Below are 14547 nucleotides of genomic sequence, written 5' to 3'. Positions count from 1 at the left end.
TATTTGTTTTTTGTTCTAGCTTCCAAAATTGAAAGTGTAAGATAAGCCTAATTGTATAACTTTATTTAGAAGTATTTCATCCACGGGTGTTTCATTGTTTATATTAGAACCGAATAGATCTACCAATCCTAAATTATATCTGGCTTCAATGGTTAAACCCATAGGTAATTCATAGCCTATACCTCCCATTAATCCAAAATCAAATCCTTCAATATCATCAAAACCGTCATAATTATCACCTGTCTTAAAGTTAATAACTGGCCCAACGGCAATTTGCAATCCAGAGTTTCTAATAGGAGAAAACTTATTTGCTAATGTTAGTCCTAAATAGTTTATTTCTAGGTTGTTTGTGTTGGATATATCGGATTTTCCTCCTTGTTTGCTATAATTTATTTCGGGTTGCAATCTATAAAAATCTGCAAATTTAATAGTGGCAAAAGCGCCAATATAAAAATCTGTTTTATTATCAAATTCTGTGTTAGTAATATTTGCAAAATTAGCTCCTATTCTTGCACCAGGCCTTATGGTAGTTTGAGAAAATGATACCATAGAAATAAATACTAGGGCTAAGGTTAAAATTACGTTCTTCATATTAATTTATCGATTTAAGATTGATGTTAAGTTTTATGTTATTATGTTTAATTAAGATTTTATTTGAGTGGTTATTTTTAACATCGTCAAATGTAATGATTACTTTTTCTTTTCCGTTACCTTCTCTTACAATACTGTTTAGGGTATTGGTCTCATAGTAATAATATTTGTTACCATAAATGGTAGTTTTATATAGGGTTCTATTTTCCTTAGAAAATTGTTCAATAACGGTATTATTTTCTTTAATTAAAGCTCGGAAATCTTTTCTTAATATGTTTATTAAAATTTTTTTGTTTAGTTTTTTTAGACAGTAGTTTACTTTAAAGTCATCGTTGATATATGAGAAATCAAATAGTTTATTTCCCATTTCTGTAGTGAAAACAACTCTTGTATGGGCGTTATCAATCTTTTTAATGATTAACAAGCCTCCAAAATTGTTATTATATACATTAATACTGGCTTTATATACATAATCCTTTTTTTGATTAGAAAAGTAGGGGTTTATTACCGTGCTTTTGGTTACAGGTAGCGCATTAAAGTCTTGTTTTTTTGGATAACTTCCACATGAAAAGAGTAGAAGGGCAAAGCAACTAATTAGCAAAAAACGCATCGGGAATAGGCTTGTTTAATTGTCTGTTCTTAAACACAATCTTTGTGAAATCATCAGATTGTTCAATCATCTTAACTTCCTCTACATCGCCTTCCTCACTAAACGTAATATGAAAGGCTTTTAAATACTCCAAGTATTGTTCATTTTTAAAGATAAAATGAACTTGTATTTGCTTTTTTTCTTTAAAGTAAGAGATGTTAAACATGCTATCATCAAACATGTCGCCCTTCACACTTTTTACAATCAATTGGTTAAGTTGTTTAAACATTTTACTGGAACCAATATTCACTTCATTTTTTTTCCCGTCATCATTTATGTAAAGTGTTTCGCCTTTAAAAATTACGTAGTAGCTAAAAGGGTCTGTATATTCCCATTTTACCATATTAGGCGATTTAAAGGTTAATTGTCCTTTAGTAATGATATCATTAGACAAAAAGTCTAAATGTTTGTATTGTGTAAAGTTGCTCGAAATAGTAGTTGTTTGGGTAGCTTTAGTTTTAACTTTAGCCTTAAATTTTGCTGCTTCCTCAGAATTTAAAGGTGTTTGGGCCCAAATAATATTAGAAAATAAGAATACCCAATATACTAGTTTACGCATAAGCTTTTATATTGAAAAGCGTATCTACCGATACTGATTTCATGTTTTGTTGGTGTAAAAATAACAATAACTGTTCCAAAACTTCAATTGTTTTATGACTTGTATCGTGTAATAAAATAACATCACCAGGCTTTAGGTTTGATGTCACCCTTTTTAAAACTTTAGATGTGTCTAGTTTTGTAGTGTCTAAAGATCGTTTGTTCCAACCTATAGATATGAGGCCAATAGCCTTTATGGCTTTTTTAATATTAGGATTAGTAACGCCAAATGCTGGTCTATATAAACTCATTTTAAGTCCAAATAATTTTTGCACAACGTAATTGGTTTGCTGTAATTCTTGTTTTACTCTCTGCGTACCAAAAAAACCAAAAAAGTTGGAATGAGAGTATGTATGATTCCCAATAGTATGCCCCTCTTCTAAAATCTTTGACACTATTTCGGGATGCTTTTCAATATGTTTGCCAATACAAAAAAAAGTTGCCTTTGCATTGTGTGTTTTTAATACCTCTAATGCTTGTAATGTGTATTCAGGATTGGGCCCATCATCAAAAGTAATGGCTACCCGATTTTGAGTTTCACTATTGGATTTATTTAATGACGTAATGTGATAGTTCCAACCAATTAATGCGGATCCTAAACTCGTTATGATAAACCATAAAAGCCCTGCGATTATAAAAAACCAAAATGATAAATTGTATATAAATGTTAAAACGAGTAATAGAATTACTATAAACGCGAATAGTATATTTATACTTTTAAATTTTAGCATTTACGAAGTATCGTAAAGCTGTGATTTTCTCCACGATACTGATTGTATAGCAATATAGTCTTTATTGGTTTAACTTCTAATGTGTTTAGTTTAGTTACTTCAGGAACAACCTGCTTTTTAAGTATTTTACACCCTAACCATACTCCAAATGAGGATGCAGAATAATACTCTCCTATTAGATGTTTGTAATAGAGTTGAAGAGCCTTAGGAAATGCTGTTTTAATAGTATCATAATAACTATCATATTCCATATCTCCATTGTAACCTAAAACTAAGCCGTCAATATCATCAACTTCAAGAGCATTACTTTTTAGGAAGTCCAATACCGAAAGCAGTAATTTTTCCTTATTCAAAGTATTGTTTAAACTTATAGATACAACCTCGGCATATGTGTTTTCACTTTTGTTATTGGAAACCACAAAAAAGTTAGCCCCTTCGCTAAAAACCGCTCCTTTAGTTCCTGAGTTAAGGAGATTAGTAGAATTAACAGGTTCTTTTTTAATATGCTCTATTACCTTATGAATTTCAATGGTATGTGCACCTATTTCATCTACTCCTCCTATTAGAATATTGTCCTCTTCGTTATTCTCTAATTGAAGTTTTGCATCTAACAACGCCGACTCAAACGAATTACTGCCATGAACGTAGGTGAAATTATAACCTTTGCATTGAAGTTCTAATGCAATTTGTCCAGCCACTGTATTGTGAGTAGATTGAATAAAAGGTGTAGGTGTTAAAAATTGTTCATCATGGTTTATAATTGTGCTAACAAACTTCTCAGAATCTCTTACACAACCTAAACCAGTACCAGTAATAATGGCATCTGGCGTTTCAAGATTAGCATCTTTCAATGCTAATTTAGAAGCCACAATCCCCATTTTGATGCCTTTAGCCATTCTACGGGCTGAGGCTGGGGGTATAAACTCTTTATAATTGGGGTCCACAGTTTTTAAAACGGTATCCGAATGTTTGATAATCTCATCTAAAAACACATTATTATCAAAGGTATTTTGAGCAGAAATTGAGCAGAGGCCATTAATATATACTTTTCTGGACACTATTTAGATAATATTAAGGTTGAACAATTTCCTCCAAATCCAAATGAATTAGACATTACCGTATTTAGTTCTTTGGATTTTAATGTTGTTTGAGGGGTTAAACTAAACTCTTTCATTTGAGTTTTAAAGTTTAAATTTGGATAAATTACATTGTTTTGAAGGGCCAATACGGCATATACTGCTTCAATAGCTCCAGCCGCTGCCAATGTATGGCCGGTGAATGCTTTTGTTGAGCTAAATTCTGGAGCGTCTTCGCCAAAAACTCTAACTATTGCTCTTCCTTCAGATAGATCATTGTTAGATGTTGCTGTTCCATGCGCATTTATGTAATCAATATCTTGGGGTTTTAAACCAGATATTTTTAGTGCTTTTTCCATTGCTAATGTTGCACCATCTCCATTTTCTGAAGAAGCCGTTTGATGATAGGCATCATTTGCATTGCCGTATCCACTTACATATGCCAAAACATCTTTGTTTTCTGCTTTAATCACTGCCTCCGATTCCAGTACTAAAAAAGCTGCTGCTTCACCTAGATTTAATCCCTTTCTGTTTTCATCAAAAGGCGTGTTATAAGTATCTGATAAAATCATTAACGTCTTAAAACCGTTGATGGTGAATTTCGATAAGCAATCTGCACCGCCTACAATAACTGTATCTAATTGACCAGATTTAATTAATCTGGCACCGAGCATTATGGCGTTGGCTGCGGAAGAACATGCCGTACTTATTGTGGTTACAAGACTTTCTTCAATACCAAGTTGCTCAGCAATTTTTTGAGTGGAATCGCCAGCATGATGACTCTCTATGTATTTTTGTGAATCTGCATTAGTTAAGTAATCATAATAGTACTTTTCAGTCATATCCATACCACCAACACTAGTGGATGAAATAAGACCTGTTTTGTACGCATTGATATTGCTTATTTTGGCTTGGGAGATAGCTTCTTTTGCTGCAATAGCCCCAAGTAATGCAGTTCTAGAATAGTTGTTATCGGCAGTTAAATTTAAATGTTGCTCTAAGGCTTCATTGGTTAGCTCTATTTCTCCAACTTTTATATCATTTTCATGAATAGTTTTTATTTTGGAGATTTTAGAAATTCCCTTTTTACCAGATATTAAGGCGTTGTAATTTTCTTCGACATTATTTCCTATTGCCGAAATTACTCCCATACCTGTTATAGCAACACGTTTACTCATTAAGGCAAGACTTAATTTATTTGGTTCTATTTTCAGAAATATAAGCCGCCATAGTGTTTATAGATTCAAAAATGGCACGTCCTTGTTTAGGATCGGTAAGCTTTATACCATAATCTCTATCTAACATTACTATTAGTTCTAAGGCATCTATAGAGTCTAGTGCAAGACCATCTCCAAACAACATATCATCATCGGCAATATCCGCTACTGCAATATCTTCTAAATTTAATTGCTCTACTATTCGCTCCTTAAGTTCCTGTTTTAATGACTCCATTTTTATTTTCGTATAGTTTTATTATTGTTTCTAAATTGTGGTCCATATGTTTATTAGACCCTACTAAATATATAAAAGCTTCGTAGCTATCTTTATCAAAATTAACCCATCCGCAAAGTACTTTATCTGCTTTTTTTTCGCTCAACAGACTATTGGAATAATGGTATAAATGCTTTGCGTTAAAGCTGTCAAAGATAAAAAAACTATTTTCAGAATAAAGCTTATGTTTAATACTAATCTCTCCGATGCATATGTTGGGCAATGTATAAACAAATACTGCAGGGCTAGGAAAGTAGTTATTTTTATCCTGAATTGTTTCTTGGTGGGCTCTATCTGTATCTAAACTAGATGCGTTATTAGAAAAAACTATAGCTATGTTATTGTCTTCTTCTGGATCTAAGCCTTCGTTTTTAAGGATTACATCTGCTGCGAGAAAGGATAATTTACTCAGATTATCCATTTTAAAAAACTTCGGGTACTTAGTTTCTAAAGTGTTATAAGCAGATTTTATAAATTCTTGAAAGTTTTCAGGATTATTATGTTCAAAAAGTAACGCGCCATTAAGGGTTACTTGGTTTTGTTTTATATGACAATATGAGATGATACCAGAATTCATTAGTTATTCTACTTTTCTAAATAGTAATGCCGTGTTGCACCCACCAAAACCTGAAGCTGTTTTTAAAAATGTATTTAGTGGTTGTTTTCTTGTGCGCGTTATAACGTTTATTGGTTGGGTTACACCTAGGGTTTCAAAACCTAAGGAAGTGTATAACGTGTTATTTTTCAATGAATGCATTCCAACTATAGTTTCTAAAAGACCTGATGCTCCAAGGGTATGTCCAAAATAGCCTTTTAGACTATTAACAGGCGTATCTTGTAATTGCATTCTATTAAATGCTATAGCCTCCATTTCATCATTATACACTGTTGCCGTGCCATGTGCCGAAATATAATCTACTTCATTTGGGTCTATTTTTGCCTGTTTAAAAGCAGAAATCATACTTCTGTACAAGCCTTCTCCTGTTCTTGATGGCCCCGAAATATGATTAGCATCATTACAAGAGCCTTCTCCTAAAATTTCAACAGCTTCTTTTGATAAATTCTCATTAGAATTAGTAATCAGAACACTTGCTGCCACTTCACCAATATTGATTCCTTTTCTGTCGGTATCGTAAGGTTTACATAGATCATCACTTAAAGCCTGAAATGAGCTAAAACCAGATAATGTAAAAGGAGATACTAAGTCTCCCGAGGTAATAAAAACATGATCATAAAGCCCTTGAGTAATGTAACGTTTTGCAATAGCTATTGCCAACGCACCAGAAACACAAGCGTTTGAAACTACGATGGCTTCATTTTTAAAGTTAAAGAAAGAGGATATTGCTTTTCCAAGTTCACTTAAATAAGCTCGTTTTTCATCAAATCCATTTTGGGCGTCTAGGGCATCAATATTACCTTTTGTGGTAGAAATAATAAGCCCAACTCTTTCTGTTAATTTAAGGTCTGATGATTTTATGACATCATGAAGTGAGCTAATCATCATTTGCTCCAGAGGTGTATAGGCTATGTCTTGAGATGTTAATTTCCGAAATTGGCTATGAAGCTTTTCTTTGTCTATTAAAGAGGAATAAAATGTCTGGTTGGTAACAGACTTGTCATCAATTGCTTTTAGACCAGTAACCTCATTATTTATACAGTCAACAACTTCTGTAGAATTAAAACCTAGTGCAGAAACAATATTATTATGTGAAACGAATGTTTTAGTCATCTAGTAAACCTACTTTCTTTTTCCATTTAACAAAAAAGTCTGGAGGTGTTAAAGATAACTCTCCGTTTCCTATATCGTCTACAAAAACCTGAACAGTTTCTCCTGTGCAAACCAACTCTTCGTTTTGGTTGTAAATTTCATATCTAAAAATCATTTTTGCAGCTGGACTATCAACAAAGATTGTTTTTACCGTTGCTACATCTCCATACTTTAAAGGAAGTTTATGATCTGTAGATGATTTTACTATTGGTGTAGCATAATTGTGGGTTTTTTGATCAAGGTAGGAGATGCCATGATGTCTGCCGAATGCTTCCCTTCCATCTTCAAAATACTGAATGTAATTACCATGCCAAACAATACCTAATGGGTCTGTTTCCACAAATCTTACCCTAACCTTACTAAGGTGTTCAATTTCTTTTCCTTTAAACGGCATTCTTTTTTTCATTGTATAAGATTGCTATAAACATAGTGATTAAAAAAAACAATAACAGTAAACTTATTTCAGGTAGAATGTCTAAGAAAGAACCATTTCTTAAAAAGACATCATAAAATGCATTTAGCGCCCAGTTCATCGGTGAAATATTAGATAATACTTGCATAAACTTAGGCATAATAAATACTGGAACCCAAACCCCGCCAACTGCGGCTAAAATTACAACAAATGTAGCTCCGAATGGCGCCGATTGCTCTTGCGTTTTAGCAATAGTTCCTAATAACAGTCCAAGTCCTATTGCGGCAAGTCCTGCAAAAATAGCAACTATAAAAAGTAATGGTAATTTTCCAGATACATCTAGTCGGGGTAACCCTATAGCAGGTAAAAGATAGATGCCAACCAAAAGCATAAGGATAAATTGAATAATGCAAACACCTAAATATAGCATTGTTTTGCCTCCCAAAACTGTAAAATAAGATACCGGGTTAGTTCTGAGCCTAACAAATGTACCTTGGCTTTTTTCTTTAACAATATTGATAGATAATGGCACAATAATGAAGAATATTGCAAAGAGTGTCCAAGCAGGCACATTATGTTGTACAGAATTTGGTATAATCTCTTTGTTATCTTTAACTGGCATTATTTCTTTGAACGTAATAAAGTTTTCTGTTTCGAATATAACTTCTGAAGGATCATCTGTTATTTGCTCTTGAAATGCTTTGTAAATGGACTGAGTTTCTATTTTAGAAATCATTTGGTCAATGCCATTTTTTACAGAAGTTTTAAAGGAAACTTGGGTGGCAGGGTCAAAGTATAATTTTACTTCTTTTTGCACCTTTGGTCTTTTATCTGGCGTTTCTTCTGCTAGGTTTTCCTCTAATCCGAATTTTTCTAAAATATGTTCTACGTTCGAATTAACTTTTTCTTTTAAGTCTTTAGATAAGTCTTTGGGGATAATGATGGCTAATTGGTAAGCTCCTGAAAAAACTTTTTCTTTTGCTATATTTTCTTCTTTTTCGAAAATAACCTCAAAACTTTGAGAGTCTTTGAGTCCGTTTTTTATGGTTTTGGAAACATCGCCATTATCATTATCAACAACCAGTATTGGAATCTTTACATCATTAACAGTTTTGAATGTACTGTCCTGAATTAACGTTATTGTAATAACTAGTACCAAGGGCATTATAAATAGTATTGCTAAGCCTCCGATATCTCTTGATAATAACAAGAGTTCTTTATGTACTGAAGCCCAAAATTTATGCATAATCTCTCAGTGCTTTTCCTGTTATACTTAAAAACACATCTTCTAAATTATGTGCGCCATCATTATTGGCTATTAAGGTTTTTGGTTGACCTTCTACAATTAGCTTTCCATGATCTACAATGGCAACTCTGGTACAAAAAGATTCTGCTTCATTGAGGTGATGTGATGTGTAAATGATTGTTGTGCCTTGTGCGTTAAGCTGTTTGAGATACTCAATAATTACGTTTTTAGATTGTACATCAACGCCAACGGTGGGTTCATCTAAAAACAGAACTCTAGGTTCATGTAAAATACTAGCAATTAGGTTTACTCGTCTTTTCATTCCACCAGAAAAAGTATCAATTTTTTTATTTGCGAATTGCAATAACCCTAAATGATCTAATGCATCATTTATTTTGGTTTTTAGGTCTTTGCCATGTAAATCATACATGCTTCCGAAATACTTAAGGTTTTCGTAGGCCGTTAATGAAGGGTAAAGTGCATATTCTTGAGGTACAATGCCTATTTGCTTTTTTAGCGTTTTTCTATTCTTTTTGTAGGTAAGTCCGTTTATAGAAAATGTTCCCGAGGTTGGCTTTATTAAAGAGCACAGGATTGAAATTAAAGTTGTTTTTCCAGCGCCGTTGGGTCCTAGTAATCCAAAGATTTCTCGCTCTTTAATATTTAAATCGAGCTTAGAAAGCGAAAAACTTTCAGCGCCTTTATATTGTTTAGATATTTGCTCGATTTTAATCATTTATTAAATCGCTTTTCTTAATGCTTTAAAGAATACCTTTTCTTTTTCTGCTATACTATCTAATTGATCTGCTATAGCGTTATACCCATCTGCTTTAGCACTTCTATTTTTATAAATTCTTGAAGCGTTTAGAGCAAAATCTCTCCATAAATCTCCAATTTGAGTCATTTCTTTAGATAACTCTAATAACTTTTCGTTTTTTAAAATAGCACTAGCTTCTTGTAAAAAAGCTGCGAAGATATACCTAAATCCACCGCCTCCGGTTCCAATCTCTTCCTGCATTCTTACGATTTGACCCAAGTAGTGGTTGGCCACTTTTACACCTTTTTTCTTTGGCCATTTCCTAATAAGTTTAGCTATTGTTTTAATGCCTTTTACACCAACAACAGGGACTGGAGCAAGCATATCTCTACAAGTTTGTTTTATTCCTTTAATAATAGCTTTATCTAGTACAAGTTCTTTTGGTAATTGAGTAGGGTAATACATGTGTCCCTTTGGCGCAAAAGCACCTTTAGAAAAACGAACTTTTTCTAGTTCTTTTGCTGTTAATGTGGTTACGCCTTCCATTACAGGATCGCTAATAAGATAGGTGTCTTCTTCTTTACCGTACACTACTAAATTATGAGCATTAAAGTGAAAGCGATACTCCTCGGGAAAATATACCAGATTATAAACACCAACTTGTAAACCAACGGGGTTGTTTTTTTCTAGGTTTTCGTCTAAGCGTTCTTTTGCCTTTTGAGGGTTTTTGAATTTTTCGCGTTTTATCTTTATACCTACACGTTTTGCAAATCGTTTAAAAATGAATCCAGGCATTGACCGGTAGGTAATTGCAGGAGCGTGGTTGACTTTTAAAAAAGGGATATAGCAAAATAATAAACCTGATCCAATTCCAAAAACCATAGGTTCACTTATGTTAAAACCATTATGTTTCATCATATTGGATACTACACCATTTTCGCAATGTGCAGATTGATGGTGTACAAAATTAATTTGCATGCTCTATTTCTTTTAGTTGTTTAATAGTAATCTCAAAAACATCGGCATATTTTTGTAATGTTTTTTTAGATAATTTGTTAAAAACTTTGGGTTTAAAATGTCGTTTTACACGCCATTTCCAAAACCCAACATAACTTGCTAAAATTGTTAAGTCCATTTTATGAAGTTCCATGTAATATTCTAATGGACTCGTTTGGTTATTTAATACGTTTTGCCTGGCTTTTTCTACCCTTTCATTTATTTCTGCAATGGCATTATCTAAAGCAATGGTCTTTGGTGTCCATCCGGTGCTTTTGGCGGTTGTGTAATTACCGTTTTCATCCACTGCATAACAGAGCTCCTTAAAATTTAAAGAGTCGAGGTTACTATTGTCTTGAGGTACTTCACTCTTTTTCATGACTCTTTTTTAAGTTCTTGAATAAATAAGTTCATAACGCCAGATAGTAATTGTTTACCTTCTAGAATTATTTTGCATTCTAATGTAGATATACTGTAAGTATCTGTGTCGAATCTAGAAACTAAGTTTGCTATGGTTTCTATAGTGGTTCCTTGAGCAGGTAACTCACTAATTGTTACTTTCTTTATAGCACTTATAAAGCCTATAAGTTTGTTACCTTCTCCTTTTGTGTCATCCTCGTCAAAATAGCTTTTTCCAACTATAGATGAACAGGTTTGAGCGGCATTTTCAATTAAGCCAGCTTCATTCAAAAGTCCTTCTTCTAAAAAAATACAATTTTCCGGTATAGTAAACTCGGTTTTAACATGATCATCTGATATTGAAATAACATTATCTACCATTAGAAAGGGGATTCTATGGGGTAAGAAGTTAGTTATGTCAATAGGCTTTAATTCCATATTAATTTGCAATGACCGTTTTCATTTGGGCGGTTGCAATGATATTATTGTTTGCATTGAATACTTCTACAGCAACCATGGTAACACCCATAAACTCATGAAGTATTTTAGCTTTAGTTATAATCGTTTCTCCTACTTTTGGAAGGACTAGTACCTCCGATTTTTTTATAGAGCCTATATATCCTGTTGGTGCTTTTTCATTTTTTTGGTTATAGTCATAACCAGTATGTAAAGCAACAGTTTGTGCCATGTTTTCAATAAGCCCTGGTTCTTGAAATTCATCTTCTTCAACTAAAATATTATCTGATTTTATTTGAAATGAAGCTGTAATTTCTTCAGCAGAAAAAGATACTAGCGTATCTACCATAACGAATGGTCTTTTCTGCGGAATTAAATGTTCTATATTATGTATTGGAAAAGTTTTGTTCATTAATGTACAGTCAATAAAGCAATAGCATACGAAAATCGGGCACTTTCAGGAACCGAAAGTAATATTTTGTCCCCTTTTTTTAATTGTCCAGAATTCACCAATTCTTCTAACATTAAGTAAATTGAGCCTGCTCCTACGTTGCCAACTTCACTAAGGTTCATAAACCAATTATCCCAAGGAATTTCAATATCATTGTCTTTCATTTCATCATAAAGGTTTTCCTTAAAATAATATGATGAAATATGGGGTAAATAATAGTCTATATCTTGGGCATTAAGATTATGTTTTTCTAATGCATTCTTTAAACTTTCAACTCCTTTAGACAAAATGTTTTTGCCAAGAAGTTTTACGTCTTGCTTTATAGCAAATAACGATTGCTTACTCCATTGATCGGAGTTGTATTCGCTCCAAGGCTTTAAAAACCCATTTTCTAATTTATCTCCTCCGGCATACATACAGGCTTCTATTTCATGTGCATATGAGTAGCCTTCCATCCATTCAATTTTCAGAGGGGTAGTTCCTTTTGGTTCGTTTTCTAGAAGAAAAGCTCCTGCGCCATCAGATAACATCCACCTTAAGAAATCTTTATTGAACGCAAGTATAGGATTCTCTTCTATTGTTTTTAAATGCTGTACTTCATCTTCAAAAATAGAAGATTGCATCCAAGAAGAAGCTCTTTCAGATCCTGTGCAAACTGCATTATTTACCTGATTGCTTTTTACAGCCATGTAGGCATATTTAAGGGCATTCATGCCCGAACAACAAGCTCCTGAAGGCGAGTTAATTTCAACATTTCCATTTTGAAGAAAGCCATGAACCATAGCCGCATGAGAAGGTAAAATTTGATCCGGACTTCCTGTTCCACAGGATAGTAACTCTATGTCATGTTTACTAAAACTCTCATCGCATAGTCCTTCTACAGCTTCTTTAGTCAATTGGGCATTATTATGAGTAATATTTCCTTCTTCATCAATAGCGTAATACCTTGTCTTAATTTTATTTTGCCTAAGAACAATGCGCCTTCCTTTAGAAGTTTTTCCATTAATCTCACCAAGTCTATCTTCCATAGTATCATTAGCTACAGGCTTATTGGGTAAAAACTTTGACACTCTAGTGATGTAAACGTTCTTCATTCTATTCTTCTATATAGTTATGATACTGATGAATAATACTTTTTGTCTTTCTTAATCTTATTTATTCTTAATAAATAGGTTGCCAAAAATAAGATAAAAACTACAGGTGAAATAACCCAAATGGCAAATATTAGGTAATAATTAAAAAGTTTTAACAAAAATGTACGGTTTTTAGTATTACTGCCTATTAAAGTAGCCCATTTTGAAAAAATACGGTTTGCTTTTTTATCTGTGGTTATTAGAAAAGGTTTTATTTTTACAGCTTCTTTTTTTAAAAGCTGAGGTTGTAATGTGTTGTAATTATCTTGTTTTAAGTGATTTAGTATAATGGGGCCGAATTTTTTTGATTCATCTATGTCCTTTTGTGAAACACCCGGTTTTGGAAAAATATTTAAGTACTTATATTTTTTACCAGAGAACATCCATTTAGTAATTGTAATAACACTTATGTGGTTTATATGCCTATCTGCTAAAACTATGTTACCTACTAATTCGGCATTAAAGTCTTTTAACCTACGCTTCAATTTTTCATGTGCCATAATCCACATGTTCCTACAGCCAATAACAGTAATTACTTTTTTGTTAGAAAGCAGTTTTTGTGCGTCTGGAGAAGCTAAAAAAGATGTCGTTGGTAATGAAGGTGTTAAGTACCAGATAGTATATCCAAAAATAATTAAATCATAGTTTTTCTCAAGTATTTCTTTTGGTATTGCTTTAATTGGCTGTGGTTTCTGAAGAAACGTCTCTGGAAATACTCCAAAAAATTCTTTTTTTGTCCATGGAAACGGAAACGGACTTTCCATTTCTATGGCTAGATGGTCAATTTCAACATCCGATTCAGAATTAATAGGAGCAAGGATATTATCTAATATCTCTGTTAACTGTCCAGATTGAGAATAATGTATAACTAATACTTTTTTCAACTAAAATTGTTTTGGTAGTGAATTTAATGTAATTGTTCCCAAAAATCAAAATAATTGAACCACTGTAAGGGGTATTTCTCTAACATCCAGCTAACACTTTCGGTATAATCTTTCAATACTTGCTTTTGGTCTCTGTGTTTAGCCGAAGATTGTCTTGCATATAAATGATAGTGTTTATTTGTTTCTTTCATCACATAAACAAATAAAACAGGTACTTTAAGTCTAGAGGCTAACAAAAACGGCCCCTGTGGAAATTTGGCTTTTAAACCTAGTAACTCTTCTTCTACATACTTTGTGCCTTCAACATATCTGTCTCCAGTAATACAAACAAGTTGATTTTTAGCAAGAGCTGCATTAATTTCAAAAATATGAGATAAATCTTCCTTTATGAAAATGAAGTTTATATTAGATTTTTTTGTTACACTTTCGAGATACTCTTTTATTGCAGTATGTTCTAACTCTGTAGTAAGTAGACAAATAGAGGTGTCTTCTGAAAGATCTCCTAAAAAGTGCTCAGCTATTTCAAAATTTCCAACATGTGCGCTAATAAGCACACCGCCTTTTTTATTTTTTAAAGCTTGCTTAATAAGTTCAATACCGTCAAACTCATAGGTAAACTTATGTCTTAAACCTGATGAGATTGCTACTTTATCTATAATAGTTTGTCCGAAGACAAAATAGCTTCTATAGACACTGAAGAGGCTCTTAAGTTTGGAGTATTTAAGACGTTTGTTAAAGTAATAATAAATTGCTTTGGCATTTTGTTTCGAAAAAAAACAAAAATAAGCCGCTACAAAATAAAGTATGAAATAAGCCGCTTTAATACCTAATTTTTTCATTGCGAATACAAAAATCTTGTATCCCAAAACGGTACCTCTGGATTTACCTTTCCATTGAGCAGCCATTATGT

General features: G+C 32.9%; 19 protein-coding genes. All 19 read right to left on the bottom strand.

Annotation, left to right across the window (positions count from 1 at the left end):
- Positions 1 to 15: 15 nt before the first annotated feature.
- From FUA24_RS11460 to FUA24_RS11370, 19 genes are read right to left on the bottom strand one after another with little or no spacing between them, the layout of a single operon-like run.
- Positions 16 to 591: a porin family protein gene (locus FUA24_RS11460; protein ID WP_148542390.1), complete on the bottom strand. Its 576-nt coding sequence runs from the start codon at positions 589 to 591 to the stop codon at positions 16 to 18.
- A gap of 1 nt (position 592) precedes the next feature.
- Positions 593 to 1201 (bottom strand): hypothetical protein, encoded by a 609-nt coding sequence (locus tag FUA24_RS11455; protein ID WP_148542388.1) that lies wholly within the window; start codon positions 1199 to 1201, stop codon positions 593 to 595.
- Positions 1182 to 1799, bottom strand: a complete 618-nt coding sequence (locus tag FUA24_RS11450; RefSeq protein ID WP_148542386.1) for a LolA family protein — start codon at positions 1797 to 1799, stop codon at positions 1182 to 1184. The genes FUA24_RS11455 and FUA24_RS11450 overlap by 20 nt, the downstream gene beginning before the upstream one ends.
- Entirely contained in the window at positions 1792 to 2568 is a 777-nt protein-coding gene (locus FUA24_RS11445) for a polysaccharide deacetylase family protein (protein ID WP_148542384.1), read from the bottom strand. Before FUA24_RS11445 ends, FUA24_RS11450 begins: the two co-directional genes overlap by 8 nt.
- Positions 2562 to 3626 (bottom strand): beta-ketoacyl synthase N-terminal-like domain-containing protein, encoded by a 1065-nt coding sequence (locus tag FUA24_RS11440; protein ID WP_148542382.1) that lies wholly within the window; start codon positions 3624 to 3626, stop codon positions 2562 to 2564. The genes FUA24_RS11445 and FUA24_RS11440 overlap by 7 nt, the downstream gene beginning before the upstream one ends.
- Entirely contained in the window at positions 3626 to 4822 is a 1197-nt protein-coding gene (locus tag FUA24_RS11435; protein WP_148542380.1) for a beta-ketoacyl-[acyl-carrier-protein] synthase family protein, read from the bottom strand. The genes FUA24_RS11440 and FUA24_RS11435 overlap by 1 nt, the downstream gene beginning before the upstream one ends.
- Positions 4823 to 4838: 16 nt before the next feature.
- Complete coding sequence (locus FUA24_RS11430; RefSeq protein WP_148542378.1) at positions 4839 to 5096, bottom strand: phosphopantetheine-binding protein; 258 nt, start codon at positions 5094 to 5096, stop codon at positions 4839 to 4841.
- Positions 5071 to 5712: a beta-ketoacyl-[acyl-carrier-protein] synthase family protein gene (locus FUA24_RS11425; RefSeq protein ID WP_148542376.1), complete on the bottom strand. Its 642-nt coding sequence runs from the start codon at positions 5710 to 5712 to the stop codon at positions 5071 to 5073. The genes FUA24_RS11430 and FUA24_RS11425 overlap by 26 nt, the downstream gene beginning before the upstream one ends.
- Positions 5713 to 5715: 3 nt before the next feature.
- Positions 5716 to 6864: a beta-ketoacyl-[acyl-carrier-protein] synthase family protein gene (locus FUA24_RS11420; RefSeq protein WP_148542374.1), complete on the bottom strand. Its 1149-nt coding sequence runs from the start codon at positions 6862 to 6864 to the stop codon at positions 5716 to 5718.
- On the bottom strand, positions 6857 to 7309 hold the full coding sequence (locus FUA24_RS11415; RefSeq protein WP_148542372.1) for an acyl-CoA thioesterase: 453 nt from the start codon (positions 7307 to 7309) through the stop codon (positions 6857 to 6859). Before FUA24_RS11415 ends, FUA24_RS11420 begins: the two co-directional genes overlap by 8 nt.
- The gene (locus tag FUA24_RS11410; protein WP_148542370.1) at positions 7287 to 8561 is read right to left on the bottom strand and encodes an ABC transporter permease; all 1275 of its coding nucleotides are present in this window, start codon (positions 8559 to 8561) and stop codon (positions 7287 to 7289) included. Before FUA24_RS11410 ends, FUA24_RS11415 begins: the two co-directional genes overlap by 23 nt.
- Complete coding sequence (locus FUA24_RS11405) at positions 8554 to 9297, bottom strand: ABC transporter ATP-binding protein (protein ID WP_148542368.1); 744 nt, start codon at positions 9295 to 9297, stop codon at positions 8554 to 8556. Before FUA24_RS11405 ends, FUA24_RS11410 begins: the two co-directional genes overlap by 8 nt.
- 3 nt (positions 9298 to 9300) lie before the next feature.
- Positions 9301 to 10296 carry a BtrH N-terminal domain-containing protein gene (locus FUA24_RS11400; protein ID WP_148542366.1) on the bottom strand — a complete coding sequence of 332 codons (996 nt, stop codon included), beginning with the start codon at positions 10294 to 10296 and terminating at the stop codon, positions 9301 to 9303.
- Positions 10286 to 10693: a hypothetical protein gene (locus FUA24_RS11395; RefSeq protein WP_148542364.1), complete on the bottom strand. Its 408-nt coding sequence runs from the start codon at positions 10691 to 10693 to the stop codon at positions 10286 to 10288. The genes FUA24_RS11400 and FUA24_RS11395 overlap by 11 nt, the downstream gene beginning before the upstream one ends.
- Positions 10690 to 11151 (bottom strand): ABC transporter permease, encoded by a 462-nt coding sequence (locus FUA24_RS11390; RefSeq protein WP_148542362.1) that lies wholly within the window; start codon positions 11149 to 11151, stop codon positions 10690 to 10692. Before FUA24_RS11390 ends, FUA24_RS11395 begins: the two co-directional genes overlap by 4 nt.
- Before the next feature lies 1 nt (position 11152).
- Positions 11153 to 11581: a hypothetical protein gene (locus FUA24_RS11385; RefSeq protein WP_148542360.1), complete on the bottom strand. Its 429-nt coding sequence runs from the start codon at positions 11579 to 11581 to the stop codon at positions 11153 to 11155.
- A complete protein-coding gene (locus tag FUA24_RS11380; RefSeq protein ID WP_148542357.1) occupies positions 11581 to 12714 on the bottom strand; it encodes a beta-ketoacyl-ACP synthase III in 1134 nt (377 codons plus the stop codon). The genes FUA24_RS11385 and FUA24_RS11380 overlap by 1 nt, the downstream gene beginning before the upstream one ends.
- A 17-nt stretch (positions 12715 to 12731) precedes the next feature.
- Positions 12732 to 13637 carry a dialkylrecorsinol condensing enzyme DarA gene (locus FUA24_RS11375; RefSeq protein WP_148542355.1) on the bottom strand — a complete coding sequence of 302 codons (906 nt, stop codon included), beginning with the start codon at positions 13635 to 13637 and terminating at the stop codon, positions 12732 to 12734.
- Between the two features lie 23 nt (positions 13638 to 13660).
- Entirely contained in the window at positions 13661 to 14542 is an 882-nt protein-coding gene (locus FUA24_RS11370; protein ID WP_148542353.1) for an LpxL/LpxP family acyltransferase, read from the bottom strand.
- Between the last annotated feature and the right edge of the window lie 5 nt (positions 14543 to 14547).

The organism is Seonamhaeicola marinus (genome assembly GCF_008085455.1).
Note: the sequence above shows the minus strand (reverse complement) of the source record. Positions and strands in the feature narration are given on the sequence as shown.